This window comes from Thalassiella azotivora, assembly GCF_054781695.1.
This window is the reverse complement of sequence record NZ_BAAGTX010000002.1, coordinates 16257-31343: the sequence shown is the minus strand read 5'-3', so window position 1 is coordinate 31343 and position 15087 is coordinate 16257. Positions and strand designations below refer to the sequence as shown.

Sequence of the window (15087 nt, the reverse complement as noted above, 5' to 3'; positions counted from 1 at the left end):
CCCGCCTGGCTAGCAGCGGTAGTTTCCCCGGCCACCGCGCTCCGAGCGGCACCGCCGACGTCTGGGGACCTGATGCGCCGTCACCTGCTCGCCCTGCTCGCCGCCCTCGCCGTCCTGCTCGCCGGGCTGGGCGTCCCCGCGGGGGCGACGACGACAGGGGGTGCTGAGCGCGTCGAGGCGGCCGGCGGGCACGGCCGCCCGGCGGCGCCCCGGCCGGTCGTGTTCGTGCACGGCTCCTCCGGGTCCGCCAGCCAGTTCGAGACGCAGGCCCAGCGCCTCGCGTCCAACGGGTACCCGGTGTCGTGGGTCGAGGCGCACGAGTACGACTCCACCTTCACCACCACCTCCCTGGCCCAGGTGCACGCGGGGCTGCAGGCCCGGGTCGACGCCCTGCGGGAACGCACCGGCGTCGAGCAGGTCGACCTCGTCGCCCACTCGCTGGGCACCTTCGTCGTCCAGCGCTACCTGACCAGCACCGCGGAGCGCGCCGCCGCCGTCGCGCACTACGTCAACCTCGACGGCGCGCCAGCCGACGGCCTGCCCGGGGGCGTCCCCACCCTCGCGGTGTGGGCCGAGGCCAACCCCGACGCCGAGGTCGTCGGCGCCCGCAACGTGCACCTCGACGACCAGGCCCACACCGAGGTGGTCACCTCACCCGAGACGTTCGCCGAGGTGCACCGCTTCCTGACCGGCCGGGCACCGCGCACCACCGCGGTGGTCCCCGAGCGTGGGCCCGTCGACGTGTCCGGGCGCGTCGTGCTGTTCCCCACCAACGTCGGCGCCGAGGGGACGACGCTGACCGTGCACCGCGTCAGCGCACTGACCGGACGGCGGGTCGGTCGTCCCGCGGCCACCGTGGCCGTGGGTGCCGACGGGGCCTTCGGGCCGCTCCGGCTCGACCCCCGCGCCCGGTACGAGCTCGCCGTCACGCACCCGCAGGGGCAGGTCCACCACTTCTACCGCCAGCCCCTCCTGCGCTCCACCGCGCTGCTGCGGCTGCTCACCGGCGTCCCCGGCACCGGGCTGGACGCCGTCAGCCCCCACAGCGAGCGGCACGTCAACCTCACGGTCAGCCGCAACCGGGAGTGGTGGGGCGACCAGGGGACCGCGGGCGACCGTCTCCTCGTCGACGGCCTGGACGTGCTCGCCCCGGCGGTCGCGCCGCGCCAGCGGCGGGTGATCGGCGTGTTCGTCGTCGACGACGGCGCGGACGGCGTCTCCACGCCGGGCCATGCCCTGCCCGCGTTCCAGCTGCCGTTCCTGACCGGGGTCGACGCGTACGTCCCCGCCGACCCCCGGGCCCGGCGGACGGTCCTCGTCCAGGTGCGCCCGCGCGGGGGGCACGGCCGGGTGCAGACCGTCGCGGTGCCCGCCTGGCCGTCCTCCGGGCACCGGGTCAGCGTGCAGGTCGACGACCACCTGCAGTCGGCGCGGTGGGCCCCGCTCCTCGTGCGCCCCTGACCGGGCGGTTGCCCTCCGTGCGCGGCGGGCCGCCCACAGGCTCCGGCCCCGGGCGCGTCGTCCACAGGTCGTCCGGTTCGCCGTGGCGCGCCGGTCGTGCGGTGGCGACCGTCGACCCGGACCCGCCGCCCGGCGGGCCAGGAGGAGGTGCCATGAGGGACGTGACGGTGACCGTGGTCGGGAACGTGGGCGCCGACCCGGTCGTGCACAAGCTGCGCAGCGGGGACGAGGTGACCCGCTTCAGCGTCGGGTCCACGCCGCGGGTGCTCGACCGGGGTACCGGGGAGTGGGGCGACGGGCCGACCACCTGGTACCGGGTGTCGTGCTGGCGCCAGCTCGGCGCCAACGTCGCCGACTCGCTGCGCCGCGGCGAGCGGGTCGTGGTGGTGGGGCGTCTGCGCGTCAGCACCTGGGAGCAGGACGGCGCCGAGCGCAAGGAGGTCGAGGTGGTCGCCGACCACGTCGGCCACGAGCTGTCCTTCGGGACGACGCGCTACCAGCGGGTGGTCCGCGAGGCCGCCCTGCCGCAGGCCGGCGCCGACGACGCGGCGGGTGACCCGTTCGGCGAGCCGGCCGTGCGCGACCTCGACGGCGACCACGAGGGCCCTGAGTCGGACGGCGCGTCGGACGGCGCGGGGGAGGAGGTCGGCGACTCGCGGCTGGTCGGCGTCTGAGGCGGTCCCGTCCCGTCCGCGCGTGCGCGGGCGCGCGACGGGCTCGTGCACTGCTCGGGGTCGCGGCGGCGATTCGGTGGCTGCGGCCCCGAGCACTAGCCTGAGGGCATGGCGGAGTTCATCTACACGATGCACAAGGCGCGCAAGGCGCACGGTGACAAGCTGATCCTCGACGACGTCACCATGTCGTTCTACCCGGGCGCGAAGATCGGCGTCGTGGGGCCGAACGGCGCCGGCAAGTCGACGATCCTGAAGATCATGGCCGGCCTCGACCAGCCGTCGAACGGCGAGGCTCGCCTGTCGCCGGGATACAGCGTGGGCATCCTCGAGCAGGAGCCGCCGCTGAACGAGGAGAAGACGGTCCTCGGCAACGTCGAGGAGGGTGTCGGCGAGATCAAGCAGAAGCTCGACCGCTTCAACGAGATCTCCGCCGAGATGGCGAACCCCGACGCCGACTACGACGCGCTGCTCGCCGAGATGGGCGAGCTCCAGGAGGCGCTGGACCACGCCGACGCCTGGGACCTCGACGCCCAGCTCGAGCAGGCCATGGACGCGCTGCGCTGCCCGCCCCCGGACGCCGACGTGACCGTCCTGTCCGGCGGTGAGCGCCGCCGCGTCGCGCTGTGCAAGCTGCTGCTCAGCAAGCCGGACCTGCTGCTGCTCGACGAGCCGACGAACCACCTGGACGCCGAGAGCGTGCAGTGGCTCGAGCAGCACCTCGCCGGCTACCCCGGTGCGGTCCTGGCCGTCACGCACGACCGGTACTTCCTCGACAACGTCGCCCAGTGGATCGCCGAGGTCGACCGCGGCCGCCTGTACCCGTACGAGGGCAACTACTCCACCTACCTGGAGAAGAAGCGCGAGCGCCTGCAGGTGCAGGGCAAGAAGGACGCCAAGCTCGCCAAGCGGCTGGCCGACGAGCTCGAGTGGGTCCGCTCGAACGCCAAGGGCCGCCAGGCCAAGTCCAAGGCCCGCCTCGCCCGGTACGAGGAGATGGCGGCGGAGGCGGAGCGCACCCGCAAGCTCGACTTCGAGGAGATCCAGATCCCGCCGGGCCCCCGGCTGGGCAACCTCGTCATCGAGGTCGAGAACCTGCGCAAGGGCTTCGGCGACCGGACCCTCATCGACGGGCTGTCGTTCTCCCTGCCGCGCAACGGGATCGTCGGCGTCATCGGGCCGAACGGCGTCGGCAAGACCACGCTGTTCAAGACCATCGTCGGGCTCGAGGAGCCGGACGGCGGCACGGTCAAGATCGGCGACACCGTCAAGATCTCCTACGTCGACCAGAGCCGCGGCGGGCTGGACCCCAAGAAGACGCTGTGGGAGGTCGTGTCCGACGGCCTGGACTACATCCAGGTCGGCAACGTCGAGATCCCCTCGCGCGCCTACGTCTCCCAGTTCGGCTTCAAGGGCCCGGACCAGCAGAAGCCCTCGGGTGTGCTGTCCGGTGGTGAGCGCAACCGGCTGAACCTGGCGCTGACGCTCAAGGAGGGCGGCAACCTGCTGCTCCTCGACGAGCCGACCAACGACCTGGACGTCGAGACGCTCGGCTCGCTCGAGAACGCGCTGCTGGACTTCCCGGGCTGCGCCGTGGTCATCTCCCACGACCGGTGGTTCCTCGACCGGGTCGCCACGCACATCCTCGCCTACGAGGGCGACGAGGAGAACCCGGCCAAGTGGTACTGGTTCGAGGGCAACTTCGAGGCGTACGAGGCGAACAAGGTCGAGCGCCTGGGCGTGGACGCCGCCCGCCCGCACCGGGTCACCTACCGCAAGCTCACGCGCGACTGACGCGGGCGACGCGTCGGCCCGGCTGACGCGTCGACCGCACGCAGCGAGGCCCCGCACCGTGTGGTGCGGGGCCTCGTGCCTGCTCGGCGGCCGTCGTCCAGGCGGCTCGCCGGCTCGCGGGGTCAGTCGACCGGGACGCGGAGCATGCCCTCCTGGGCGACCGACGCGACGAGCGTCCCGTCGCGACGGAAGATCTTGCCGGAGCCCAGGCCGCGCGACCCGGACGCCGACGGGCTGCCCTGCACGTACAGCAGCCACTCGTCGGCGCGGGCCGGTCGGTGCCACCACATCGCGTGGTCCAGGCTGGCCGCCTTGAGTCCGGGCTGCGCCCAGACCTTGCCGTGCCGGCGAAGCACCGACTCCAGCAGCGTGTAGTCGCTGGCGTAGCCGAGGACGGCGCGGTGGAGCAGCTGGTCGTCGGGCATCGGCCCGTACCCGCGCATCCACACCGCCTGCCGCGCGACCCGGCGGTCGTCCACCTGCCAGTAGATCGGCTGGTCCACGTGCCGGATGTCGATCGGCCTGCCGTGCGACCACGCCCTGGCGATGGGGTGGTCGATGTGCCCCATCAGCTCGATCGTCGACGGCAGCGACTCCGGGTCGGGGACGTCGGGCATCGCGTCCTGGTGGTCGAGCCCGGGGGCCTCGTCCTGGAACGAGGCGATCATCGACAGGATCGGGCGCTCGTCCTGGATCGCGTGGACGCGACGGGCCGTGAACGAGCGACCGTCACGCAGGCGCTCCACGGCGAACGTGATCGGCCGGGTGCTGTCACCCGGCCGCAGGAAGTACCCGTGCAGGGAGTGCAGCGCCCGGTCCGTGGGGACCGTCCGGCCCGCCGCCACGATGGTCTGGCCGAGCACCTGGCCGCCGAAGACCCGGCCGTGCGGCTGCGGCTGGCTGTCGCCGACGAAGAGGTCCTGCCCGGCGTCGTCCGTGCCCTGCGCCGTCAGGTCGAGCACCCGCAGCAGGTCGGAGAAGACGCGCTCACCGTCCGGGGGTGCCACGCGCCCCGTCGAGTCGGGGCGGGGGGAGTCGTCGGTGCGCTCGCTCATAGGGTCTCCTCGGGCGGGTGCGTGGGGCGGGTCCGCCCCGTCGGGGTGCCGGTGTCGGCGGTGGGTACTGCGGCCGCGCTCTGGTCGGCGGCGTGCTCCGTGCTCTCGTCGGTCGGCCCGGTGGCGTGCTGAGCGGTTCCTGCCGGCTCGGCACCGAGCATCCGCAGCGCCAGGTCGGCGTAGATGACACCCAGGCGCCGGGGTGTCTCGCTGCCGCGGGGGTCGAACCACCGGGCGACGTCGACCGCGAGGGACAGGATCGCGCGGGTCGCCTGCCGCGGGTGCGGCACGTCCAGGGTGCCGGCGTCCAGCCCCCGCCGGATCTCGGCCTCCACCAACCGCTCCAGCTCCCGCCGGATCCCGGCCACGTGCTCGCGGTCCGCGCGGTCGAGCGAACGCAGCTCGTACTGCACGACGCGGGCCACCGTGTGGTGCTCGGCGTGCCAGGTGACGAACGCCGCCACCAGGGCGTGCAGTCGCCGGGGGGAGTCGCCCGGCAGCCCGAGCGTGTGCTGGACCAGCCGCAGGGCGGCGTCGTGACCGGTGCGGCTGAGGTGCCCGAGCAGGGCGGCCTTCGACGGGTAGTGCACGTACAGGCCGGCCGGAGACAGCCCCGCCCTGGTGGCGATGTCGCGGGTGGTGGTGGCGTGGAAGCCGCGTTCGGCGAAGGTGTCGACGGCCGCGTCCAGCAGCCTGCGCGCGGTGGGGGGCACCTCGGGGTCGTCCGCCGCCACCGCCAGGGCGCCCTCGACGCCGTCCGGGTAGCCCCTCCCGTCGGGGGCGTGGGCAGCCTCGGAGCCGACGTCGGACGCGTCGCCCGTGCTGCGGGACCGGTCACCGGGCACGTCCGCGAGGGTGCCAGAGCCGGTCGCCGGCTCGTCGCGGGGGGCGGCCTCCCGCGGCTTGACACCGGACTCGTCGGCCGACGACCCTGGGGTGAGCAAGCGCTTAGTCACGTTTCGACAGTACCCCCGTTCCCGGCCCCAGCACAGCGAGGAGCACCCGTGCGGCGCACGATCTTCACCGAGGAGCACGAGGCGCTGCGCGCCTCCACCCGAGAGTTCCTGGACCGGCACGCCCGGCCGAGGATGGAGGAGTTCATCGAGGCCCGGGCGCTCCCGCGGGACCTGTGGCTCGAGGCGGGCAAGCAGGGGCTGCTGGCGCTGATGATGCCGGAGGAGTACGGCGGTGGCGGCGCCGACGACTGGAAGTTCACGGTCGTCGTGGGTGAGGAGCTGTCGAAGGTCTCCGCCGCCCTGTCCTCGTGCTTCGGGATCCACTCCGACGTCGTGGCGCCCTACCTCAAGCGGCTCACCACCGAGGAGCAGAAGCAGCGCTGGCTGCCCGGCTTCTGCTCCGGCGAGATCGTCACCGCGATCGGGATGACCGAGCCGAGCGGCGGCTCCGACCTCGCGGCGCTGCGTACGACGGCGGTGCGGGACGGCGACCACTACGTGCTCAACGGCTCGAAGACCTTCATCACCAACGGCTACAGCGCCGACCTCGTGGTCGTCGCCGCCCGCACCGACCCGAGCAAGGGCCCGAAGGGCATCACCCTGTTCGGTGTCGAGACGGGGATGGAGGGATTCACCCGTGGTCGCAAGCTCGACAAGGTCGGCCAGACCGAGTCCGACACCGCCGAGCTGTTCTTCGACGACGTGCGGGTCCCGGTCGCCAACGTCATCGGCGAGGTGGACCGCGGCTTCATCCACATGATGGAGGAGCTGGTCCAGGAGCGCGTCGGTGCCGCCTACAGCAACCTGGCGCACTGCCGGCAGATCCTCGACGAGACGATCGACTACGTGAAGGAGCGCAGGGCCTTCGGTCAGGCGGTCGGGTCCTTCCAGCACAACAAGTTCAAGGTCGCCGAGCTCGTCACCACCGTCGACGTCACCCAGGCGTTCGTCGACCAGTGCATCGAGCTGCACTGCCGGGGCGAGCTGAACGCGGTCGACGCGGCCAAGGCGAAGTGGTGGTCCGCGCAGGTGCAGAACGACGTCCTCGACGAGTGCGTCCAGCTGCACGGCGGGTACGGCTACATGAACGAGTACCGGGTCGCCCGAGCCTGGCGGGACGCCCGGGTGACGAAGATCTGGGCCGGCTCGAACGAGATCATGAAGGAGCTCATCGGCCGCGACCTCGGCCTCTGAGCAGCCGTCACGCACTGCGCCCCGTCACGGTCACCGTGGCGGGGCGCCGCGCGTCGACGCGACGTGTGCTCAGGGGGTGAACCCGGGCACGGTGTGCTCGGCCGGGACGCGCTCGTTCTCGCGCGGGGGAGGAGGCGGCGTCCCGTCGCCGAACGGCCGCCCACCGAGCTGGTCGCGGTGGTGCGGCTCCAGCCACCCCGACAGGTCCGGGCCCTTCGGCACGACACCGGTCGGGTTGATGTCCCGGTGGACCTCGTAGTAGTGCCGCTTGATGTGCACGAAGTCCGTCGTGTCCCCGAACCCGGGGGTGGTGAACAGGTCGCGGGCGTAGGCCCACAGCACCGGCATCTGGTCGAGCTTGCTCCGGTTGCACTTGAAGTGCCCGTGGTAGACGGCGTCGAACCGCGCGAGCGTGGTGAACAGCCGGACGTCGGCCTCGGTGATGGTCTCCCCGACGAGGTAGCGCTGCGAGGACAGCCGGTCGGAGAGCCAGTCCAGCCGCGCGAACAGCCTGTCGTACGCCTGCTCGTAGGACCGCTGGGTCCCGGCGAAGCCGGCCTCGTACACGCCGTTGTTGACGTCGCGGTAGACGAGCTCGGCGACCTCGTCGATCTCGTCCCGCAGCGGCTCGGGGTACAGGTCGGGGGCGCCGTCGCGGTGGTGCGCCGTCCACTGCGTCGACAGGTCCAGCGTGATCTGCTTGAAGTCGTTGGTGACGACCGCGCCGGTCGGCACGTCCACGACCGCGGGGACGGTGATCCCGCGCGGGTACCCGGGGACCGCCTTCTCGTACGCGTCCTTGAGTCGGGGGATGCCCAGCACGGGGTCGACACCACCGGGGTCGAGGTCGAAGGTCCAGCTGCGGGCGTCGTGCGTCGGGCCGCACACGCCCATCGACAGCGCGTCCTCCAGCCCGAGCAGCCGGCGCACGATGATCGCCCGGTTCGCCCAGGGGCAGGCCCGGGCCACCACCAGCCGGTACCTGCCCGCCTCGACCGGCCAGCCGTCGCGGCCGTCGGCGGTCACCCGGGCGGACAGGTAGCGGGTGTCCCGCTGGAAGGAGTCCTCGACGTACCGGCCGGCGGTCGAGTCGGCCGCGCCCCCGTCGTGGGTGTCGGCCGGGTCGGCTCCGCCGGTGGGCCCCGGCTCGGTGCGGTCGGCGGCGGGAGGCTGGGGATGGCTCACACCCGTGACGGTAACCCGCCACCCCGACGGCGGCAGGGTGACCGCGGGCCCGGCTGCCGCAGGCGGCGCGGGTGCGCGACGATGGCCCCATGCCCCGCCGACGGATCCCCACACCGCTTCGCTGGTCCGACATGGACGCCTACGGCCACGTCAACAACGTGCAGTTCCTGCGCCTGCTCGAGGACGCGCGCGTCGTCGCCTTCCACGGTCACGACAGCGACGACGGCGGGACGATGGTCGAGACCGGGGTGCTCGTCGCCCGGCACGAGATCGACTACCTCCAGCCGCTGCACTACCGGCCCGAACCGGTCTCGGTCGACCTGTGGGTCAGCTCGATGAGCGCCGCCAGCTTCGACATGCAGTACGAGGTCCTGGACGACGCGGACGAGCCCGGCGGGTCGCCGACCGTCTACGCCCGGGCCGAGTCCACGCTCGTCCTCTACGACCTGCAGGCCGGGCGCCCGCGGCGCTTCAGCGACGCCGAGCGCGAGCGGATGGAGGGCTGGCTCGACGAGCCGGTGCCGCTGCGCAGCGCCAGGCGCCGGTCGTGAGCGACGCCGACGCCATCCACCTGGCCGACGAGGCGACCCGCGAGGACCTCGGGACGTACCTGGCCCGCGCCCGCCGCGTCGACCCGGACGGCGACGCCCGCCTCAGCGGGCACGGGCCGGTGCTCGCCGTGTACGTGTCACCGCTGCACGGTGCCGGGCTGCCCACGGTCGTCGGACTGCGGACGGTCGCGCTGGCGGAGCCCTGGGACGGCGACCTCGTCACGCCGCTCGGCGGGCTGACCGACCGGCTCGCCCGCCGGGACGGAGGGCCGACCCTGCCGCTGCCGCCGGTGGAGTCGACCGGCGTCGCCTGGGCCGGTATCTCGCCGCCCCGGTCCGGGTGGGAGCCCGTCGGCGAGGTGCCCAGCGCCTCGGTTGCGGCGAGCGCCGCCGGCGGGATCGCCGAGATCGCCTCCGGCACACCGCAGGGCGCGGGGTCGGCGGCCGTGGCCACGTTGCGCGCGACGGTCTGGTCGCGGTCGGCGCACTGGTCCCGTTCGTGGACCGCCTCCGTGCCCGACGGTGCCGCGTTCGCCGCCGAGGCCCTCGGGTTCCTGCCCCGCGGGGCGCCGGACGCACCCGTCGCCGTGCTGGCCAGCGGGTCGTGGGTGCGGCTGTCGGCTCCCGGAGGCCACGTCCTGGTCCGCAAGCCGCTGCTGGCCTGACGGGCGCCGCCCGGCCGCGCGGGCGGGCACCCCCTACTGCGCGTCAGTCAGTCCGTCAGCCCGTCAGCCCAGGAGCTGGAGCACCTCGTGGGCGTTGACGCTCGTGGTCACCAGGTGGGTCACCAGACCCGCGCGCACTCCCGCGACCGTCGCCGCGGCGCGGTCGGGCCCGCTGACGAGCGCCACCCGGACCGGCGGGCGGCGCAGCTGGTCCAGCGTCACCGCGACGACCAGGTCGTCGAGCCGGGTGCGCACCGCACCGCCGGCGGCGTCGAGGAGCCGGCCGCTGACCTCCGCGACCGCCCCGGCGCAGGCGCCCTGGGAGCGCACCGCCTCGGGCACGGCCTCCCAGACGGTGGAGCCACCGGGACGCCAGGCCCCCACGGAGACGACGGAGACGTCGAGGTCGTCGGCGAGCGCGATCGCCTCGCGCACACCGCGTTGGCGGCGCAGCGCGGTGGCGAGGGTCTCGTCGTCCACCACGAGGGGCGCGTGCAGGGAGTGCGCGGTCCCGCCGGCGAGCCGGGCGGCCCGGTGCACGTGGTCCGCCGCGCTGGCGCCGCCGACGTCGGGGGCCAGGGCACCGGCGAGCTGGACGACGGTGCAGCGGGGCAGCTCGGCGAGCTCGTCGACCACGGCGTCCACGGCCCGGCTCCACGTCAGCCCGAGCCGGCCGCCGGTGGGCACGGCACCGGGGAGCAGGGCCGCGGCGGCCCCCGCGACGTGCCGGCGGTCGTCCTCGAACGATCCGCTGGAGGCGACGACGACGCAGTGGTCCACCGGCAGGACGGCCTGCAGGGCGGCCGACAGCCGCGGGTCGACGGTGGCCGGCGCGCCGACGCGGATCCGGACGACGCCGCTGCGCCGCGCCTCGTCGAGCAGGCGCGCCACCTTGAACCGGCTCAGGCCCAGCGACCTGCCGATGTCGACCTTCGACTCGTCGTCGAGGTAGTAGCGCCGCGCGACCTCCGCCAGCAACGCCGGGTCGGTCCGCGCCGCGATGGTCGCGGACCTGGCGCGGGTGGTCGTCTCGCCGTCCGTCGACCTCACCTCCACCCCGATCTCGTGACTCGTCGTCGTCACCTCGCGTCGCCCTCGCCCTTGACACCGGGACGTGGCGTCGGTGTGATGCTACTCACCAGATGAGCGGGCACTCGCTCATCTGAGCGGGTATCCGCGACGACGTGGGAGGGCCGATGCACGGCGTGCTCCTCCCGGGTGGGCGCGAGGTGACCCTCGCCGACCTGCCGGACCCCGACCCGGGACCGGGGCAGGTCCTGGTCAGGCCCCGCGCCTCCGGCATCTGCGGCAGCGACGTCCGCGCGATCTACCGCGAGCACCTCGGCACCGGGCCGGAGGCCTACCGCGGGGTCGTCGCCGGGCACGAGCCGTGCGGGGACGTGCTGCGCGTGGGCCCGGGAGCGGGCCGGCTGCGCCCCGGTGACCGCGTGGTCGTCTACCACATCAGCGGCTGCGGCCAGTGCGACGACTGCCGGCGCGGCTACCAGATCTCCTGCACCGCACCGCAGCGCGCCGCCTACGGCTGGCAGCGCGACGGCGGCCACGCCGAGCTGCTCCTCGCCGACGAGCGCGACCTGCTCGCGCTGCCGGAGCCGCTGTCCTACCTGGACGGCGCGTGCGTCGCCTGCGGGGGCGGCACCGCCTACGAGGCGCTGCGCCGCGCCGGGGTCGACGGCCGCGACGAGGTCCTGGTCACCGGACTCGGTCCCGTCGGCCTGATGACAGGGCTGCTGGCCCGTGCTCTCGGCGCCTCGCGCGTCGTCGGGACCGACGTCTCCGCCGAGCGACGTGAGGTCGCCGAACGGCTCGGCGCGGTCGACGTCGCCGTGGACGCCGTGGACCCCGCCGCGCTGGAGGGTGCCCTGCCGGACGGGGCGGACGTCGCCGTGGACTGCTCCGGCAGCACCGCGGCCCGCACCACGGCGGTCCGGTCGGTGCGCCGGTGGGGGCGGGTGGTGCTGGTCGGCGAGGGCGGCCGGCTGGAGGTCGACGCCAGCGAGGACCTGCTGCACCGGGCCGTGACCGTGGTCGGGTCCTGGGTCACGAGCACCGTGCGGATGGGCGAGCTGCTGTGGCTGATGGCACGTCAGGGCGTGCACCTCGACGTGGTGGTGACCGACGTCTTCGAGCTGGCGGAGGCGGGAGCGGCCTACCAGGTCGCCGACGGCGGACGCAGCGGCAAGGTCGCCGTCGTCCAGGGCCCGTGGCCGCCGGCCGCGGACGGCAGCGACGAGGAGGAGGCGTGATGGCAGCAGCGCGGACCCGACGGGACCCAGGCCACCGGGGACAGCGGCGAGGACGGCGGCGCGGACGGCCCGTCGGCCGGTGGCGGGCCGCGACCGCGGGCCTGGCTGCCGTCGCCACCCTCGCGGGCTGCGGCGGGGCGGGCACCTGGGGCGCCTCCGGGGACACCGACCAGATCGTCGTCGCCATCGTGACCAACTCCCAGATGACGGACGCGATCTCGCTGTCCGACCGCTTCGAGGCCGAGCACCCCGGGACGACGCTGCGGTTCGTCTCGCTGTCGGAGAACGAGGCCCGCGCGAAGATCACCGCCTCGGTGGCGACGGGGGGCGGCGAGTTCGACGTCGTGATGATCAGCAACTACGAGACGCCGATGTGGGCCGAGAACGGCTGGCTGGTCAACCTGCAGCCCTACGCCGAGGCGACCGAGGGGTACGACCCCGAGGACTTCATCCCGTCGGTGCGCGAGTCGCTGTCCGTGGACGGCGACCTGTACTCGGTGCCGTTCTACGGGGAGTCCTCGTTCATGGTCTACCGCAGGGACCTGTTCGAGCAGGCCGGGCTGGAGATGCCCGAGCAGCCGACGTGGGAGGAGGTCCGCGAGCTCGCCGCGGAGCTGGACGACCCCGAGGCGGGCCTGTCCGGCATCTGCCTGCGCGGCCTGGCGGGGTGGGGTGAGGTCCTCGCCCCGCTCGACACCGTCATCAACACGTTCGGCGGCCGGTGGTTCGACATGGACTGGAACGCCCGGCTGGACTCGCCGGAGAGCCGGGAGGCGATCGAGTTCTACGTCGACCTCGTCCGCGACTACGGCACCCCCGGGGCCGCCCAGGCCGGCTTCTCCGGGTGCGCGACGCAGTACACCCAGGGCAACGCCGCCATGTGGTACGACGCGACGTCCATGGTCAGCACGGTCGAGTCCGAGACCGACTCCACGGTGGCCGGACTCAACGGCTACGTCCAGGCGCCCGTGCAGGAGACCGACGCCTCGGGGTGGCTGTACGCGTGGTCCCTGGCGATCCCCGCCACGTCCGAGCACCCCGACCAGGCGTGGGAGTTCATGTCCTGGATGACCGACAAGGACTACATCCGGCTCGTCGGTGAGGAGATCGGGTGGGCCGCCGTCCCCCCGGGGTCCCGGCTGTCCACCTACCAGATCCCCGAGTACGCCGAGGCCGCGCAGGCCTTCGCCGAGCCGACGCTCACCGCGATGGAGAACGCCGACCCGGAGAACCCGACGGTCGACCCCGTCCCCTACACCGGCATCCAGTTCGTCGGGATCCCCGAGTTCCAGGACCTGGGGACCCGGGTGAGCCAGCAGATCTCGGCCGCCATCGCCGGTCAGATCACGGTCGACCAGGCGGTCGAGCAGTCGCAGCGCTACGCCCAGAGCGTCGGCGCCACCTACCAGGAGGACGGCCGATGAGCGCCGGGACGCAGGCACCCCCCGCGCCGGGGGCACCGTCCGCCGCCCCGCGGGGCCGCGGCCACGACAGGGCGAGGGACCGGGCCGAGGGGTGGCGACGTCGCGGCCCGCTGCTGCCCGCCCTCGTCTTCACCATCATCGTCACCCAGCTGCCGTTCCTCGTGACCATCTGGTACTCACTGCACGCGTGGAACCTCGTCCGGCCCGGGTCGCGGCAGTTCGTCGGGCTCGCCAACTACGGGGACGTGTTCACCGACCGGGTGTTCCGCCAGGCGGCCTGGAACACCGTCCTGATCACCGGGCTCTGCGTCCTCGTCGCGCTCGTCCTCGGCCTGGCGCTCGCGATCCTGCTCGACCGCCCCTTCCGCGGCCGCAGCCTCGCCCGGACCATGCTCATCACGCCGTTCCTCGTGATGCCCGTCGCCGGTGCGCTGCTGTGGAAGACGACGATGTTCGACCCCACCTACGGGATCGTGAACTGGGTGCTCGGCCCGTTCGGTGCCGGTGAGACCGACTGGATCTCGCGGTACCCGCTGGCGGCGGTCGTCACGGCCCTCGTCTGGCAGTGGACGCCGTTCATGATGCTGCTGCTCCTGGCCGGGCTGCAGAGCCAGGACCGCTCGTCCCTCGAGGCGGCGGCCGTCGACGGCGCCGGGCCGGTGCGCACGTTCGTGTCCATCACGTTGCCGCACATGCGCCGCTACATCGAGCTGTCCGTGCTGCTCGGTGCGATCTACGTGGTCAACACCTTCGACCACATCTACATGATGACCCAGGGCGGGCCGGGCACGGCCAGCACCAACCTGCCCTTCTACATCTACCAGCGCGCGTTCCTCGGGTTCGACGTCGGGCAGGCCGCCGCGATGGGGGTCGTCGTCGTCGTCGGCACCATCATCGTCGCCACGCTGGCGCTGCGACTCATCTTCACGAGCTTCACGAAGGAGACGCCATGACGATCGACGCGGGGACCCGCCGCCGGGAGGCCAGCGTGCGACGCCGCCGCGCGTCGTCCCCGCCCGGCCGCACACCCAGCGGGTCGGGGGCGAAGGGGCGCGCGCTGACCGCCCTCACCTGGGTGCTCGCGGGGCTCTTCTTCTTCCCCGTGCTGTGGATGGTGCTCACCGGCTTCAAGAACGAGGCGGACGCCTACACCGAGACGCCCAAGGTGGTGTTCACCCCGACGCTCGACCAGTTCACGACGGTGATCGACCGGGCCGCGCCGTTCGTCGTGAACTCCGCCGTCGCCACGGTCGCCTCGACCGCCCTGGTGCTGCTGCTGGCGATCCCGGCCGCGTACGCCCTGTCGATCCGGCCGGTGAAGAAGACGCAGGACGTGCTGTTCTTCTTCATCTCCACCCGGATGCTGCCGGTCGTCGCGGTCATCGTGCCGCTGTACGTGATCGCCGGGCAGATCCAGGCGCTGGACAACATCTGGGTGCTGATCGTGCTCTACACGACGATGAACCTGCCCATCGCCGTGTGGATGATGCGGTCGTTCCTGCAGGAGGTGCCCGCGGAGGTCCTGGAGGCCGCGTCCATGGACGGCGCGGGGCTGCGCGCCACCTGGCGGCACGTCATGCTCCCCATGGTGGCGCCCGGGATCGCGGCCACCGCGCTGATCTGCGTCATCTTCGCCTGGAACGAGTTCTTCTTCGCCGTGAACCTGACCGCGTCGGCGTCCAGCACCGTCCCGGTGTACCTCGTCGGCTTCATCACCAGCCAGGGCCTGTACTTCGCCCAGCTCTCGGCCGCGGCGACGCTCGCCTCGCTGCCCGTCGTGGTGGCCGGGTGGGTGGCCCAGAAGCAGCTCGTCCGCGGGCTGTCCATGGGCGCCATCAAGTGACCCCCCACCCCCAGGAGGACC

14 protein-coding genes are annotated in these 15087 nt (G+C 73.4%); 10 read left to right on the top strand and 4 right to left on the bottom strand.

Going from position 1 to position 15087, the window contains the following annotated elements:
- The first annotated feature begins 72 nt into the window (after positions 1-72).
- The 3 genes from ACYVQV_RS01705 to ettA all read left to right on the top strand — a co-directional run bounded on the left by ACYVQV_RS01705 (position 73) and on the right by ettA (position 3926).
- A complete protein-coding gene (locus ACYVQV_RS01705; RefSeq protein ID WP_461021536.1) occupies positions 73-1461 on the top strand; it encodes an alpha/beta fold hydrolase in 1389 nt (462 codons plus the stop codon).
- Positions 1462-1613: 152 nt separating this feature from the next.
- Positions 1614-2135: a single-stranded DNA-binding protein gene (gene ssb / locus ACYVQV_RS01700; protein WP_461021535.1), complete on the top strand. Its 522-nt coding sequence runs from the start codon at positions 1614-1616 to the stop codon at positions 2133-2135.
- Between the two features lie 108 nt (positions 2136-2243).
- Positions 2244-3926: an energy-dependent translational throttle protein EttA gene (gene ettA, locus ACYVQV_RS01695; protein WP_461021534.1), complete on the top strand. Its 1683-nt coding sequence runs from the start codon at positions 2244-2246 to the stop codon at positions 3924-3926.
- Between the two features lie 122 nt (positions 3927-4048).
- Here ettA and ACYVQV_RS01690 read toward each other — a convergent pair whose 3' ends face one another.
- Both ACYVQV_RS01690 and ACYVQV_RS01685 read right to left on the bottom strand, forming a co-directional pair.
- Entirely contained in the window at positions 4049-4981 is a 933-nt protein-coding gene (locus ACYVQV_RS01690; protein ID WP_461021533.1) for an acyl-CoA thioesterase, read from the bottom strand.
- Positions 4978-5937, bottom strand: a complete 960-nt coding sequence (locus ACYVQV_RS01685; protein WP_461021532.1) for a TetR/AcrR family transcriptional regulator — start codon at positions 5935-5937, stop codon at positions 4978-4980. The genes ACYVQV_RS01690 and ACYVQV_RS01685 overlap by 4 nt, the downstream gene beginning before the upstream one ends.
- A 48-nt stretch (positions 5938-5985) precedes the next feature.
- Here ACYVQV_RS01685 and ACYVQV_RS01680 point away from each other — a divergent pair, with 48 nt between their 5' ends.
- Complete coding sequence (locus ACYVQV_RS01680; RefSeq protein WP_461021531.1) at positions 5986-7131, top strand: acyl-CoA dehydrogenase family protein; 1146 nt, start codon at positions 5986-5988, stop codon at positions 7129-7131.
- A gap of 69 nt (positions 7132-7200) precedes the next feature.
- Here ACYVQV_RS01680 and ACYVQV_RS01675 read toward each other — a convergent pair whose 3' ends face one another.
- Positions 7201-8169 (bottom strand): glutathione S-transferase family protein, encoded by a 969-nt coding sequence (locus ACYVQV_RS01675; RefSeq protein WP_461021722.1) that lies wholly within the window; start codon positions 8167-8169, stop codon positions 7201-7203.
- Positions 8170-8405: 236 nt separating this feature from the next.
- Here ACYVQV_RS01675 and ACYVQV_RS01670 point away from each other — a divergent pair, with 236 nt between their 5' ends.
- The gene (locus ACYVQV_RS01670; RefSeq protein ID WP_461021530.1) at positions 8406-8867 is read left to right on the top strand and encodes an acyl-CoA thioesterase; all 462 of its coding nucleotides are present in this window, start codon (positions 8406-8408) and stop codon (positions 8865-8867) included.
- Positions 8864-9532 (top strand): hypothetical protein, encoded by a 669-nt coding sequence (locus ACYVQV_RS01665; RefSeq protein ID WP_461021529.1) that lies wholly within the window; start codon positions 8864-8866, stop codon positions 9530-9532. Before ACYVQV_RS01670 ends, ACYVQV_RS01665 begins: the two co-directional genes overlap by 4 nt.
- Before the next feature lie 63 nt (positions 9533-9595).
- Here the strand turns inward: ACYVQV_RS01665 and ACYVQV_RS01660 are convergent, their stop codons facing one another.
- Positions 9596-10615: a sugar-binding transcriptional regulator gene (locus ACYVQV_RS01660; protein ID WP_461021528.1), complete on the bottom strand. Its 1020-nt coding sequence runs from the start codon at positions 10613-10615 to the stop codon at positions 9596-9598.
- A 113-nt stretch (positions 10616-10728) separates the two neighbouring features.
- Here ACYVQV_RS01660 and ACYVQV_RS01655 point away from each other — a divergent pair, with 113 nt between their 5' ends.
- From ACYVQV_RS01655 to ACYVQV_RS01640, 4 genes are read left to right on the top strand one after another with little or no spacing between them, the layout of a single operon-like run.
- Positions 10729-11799: a zinc-dependent alcohol dehydrogenase family protein gene (locus tag ACYVQV_RS01655; protein WP_461021527.1), complete on the top strand. Its 1071-nt coding sequence runs from the start codon at positions 10729-10731 to the stop codon at positions 11797-11799.
- Complete coding sequence (locus ACYVQV_RS01650; protein WP_461021526.1) at positions 11799-13223, top strand: ABC transporter substrate-binding protein; 1425 nt, start codon at positions 11799-11801, stop codon at positions 13221-13223. The genes ACYVQV_RS01655 and ACYVQV_RS01650 overlap by 1 nt, the downstream gene beginning before the upstream one ends.
- Positions 13220-14176, top strand: a complete 957-nt coding sequence (locus ACYVQV_RS01645) for a carbohydrate ABC transporter permease (protein WP_461021525.1) — start codon at positions 13220-13222, stop codon at positions 14174-14176. The genes ACYVQV_RS01650 and ACYVQV_RS01645 overlap by 4 nt, the downstream gene beginning before the upstream one ends.
- A complete protein-coding gene (locus ACYVQV_RS01640) occupies positions 14173-15066 on the top strand; it encodes a carbohydrate ABC transporter permease (RefSeq protein WP_461021524.1) in 894 nt (297 codons plus the stop codon). The genes ACYVQV_RS01645 and ACYVQV_RS01640 overlap by 4 nt, the downstream gene beginning before the upstream one ends.
- Positions 15067-15087 lie beyond the last annotated feature (21 nt).

What these genes read in the sequence shown, in the direction of transcription:
- ACYVQV_RS01705 (WP_461021536.1), top strand. Translation starts at nt 73, where the DNA reads ATGCGCCGTCACCTGCTCGCCCTGCTCGCCGCCCTCGCCGTCCTGCTC.
- ssb (WP_461021535.1), top strand. Translation starts at nt 1,614, where the DNA reads ATGAGGGACGTGACGGTGACCGTGGTCGGGAACGTGGGCGCCGACCCG.
- ettA (WP_461021534.1), top strand. Translation starts at nt 2,244, where the DNA reads ATGGCGGAGTTCATCTACACGATGCACAAGGCGCGCAAGGCGCACGGT.
- ACYVQV_RS01690 (WP_461021533.1), bottom strand. Translation starts at nt 4,981, where the DNA reads ATGAGCGAGCGCACCGACGACTCCCCCCGCCCCGACTCGACGGGGCGC.
- ACYVQV_RS01670 (WP_461021530.1), top strand. Translation starts at nt 8,406, where the DNA reads ATGCCCCGCCGACGGATCCCCACACCGCTTCGCTGGTCCGACATGGAC.
- ACYVQV_RS01655 (WP_461021527.1), top strand. Translation starts at nt 10,729, where the DNA reads ATGCACGGCGTGCTCCTCCCGGGTGGGCGCGAGGTGACCCTCGCCGAC.
- ACYVQV_RS01650 (WP_461021526.1), top strand. Translation starts at nt 11,799, where the DNA reads ATGGCAGCAGCGCGGACCCGACGGGACCCAGGCCACCGGGGACAGCGG.
- ACYVQV_RS01645 (WP_461021525.1), top strand. Translation starts at nt 13,220, where the DNA reads ATGAGCGCCGGGACGCAGGCACCCCCCGCGCCGGGGGCACCGTCCGCC.
- ACYVQV_RS01640 (WP_461021524.1), top strand. Translation starts at nt 14,173, where the DNA reads ATGACGATCGACGCGGGGACCCGCCGCCGGGAGGCCAGCGTGCGACGC.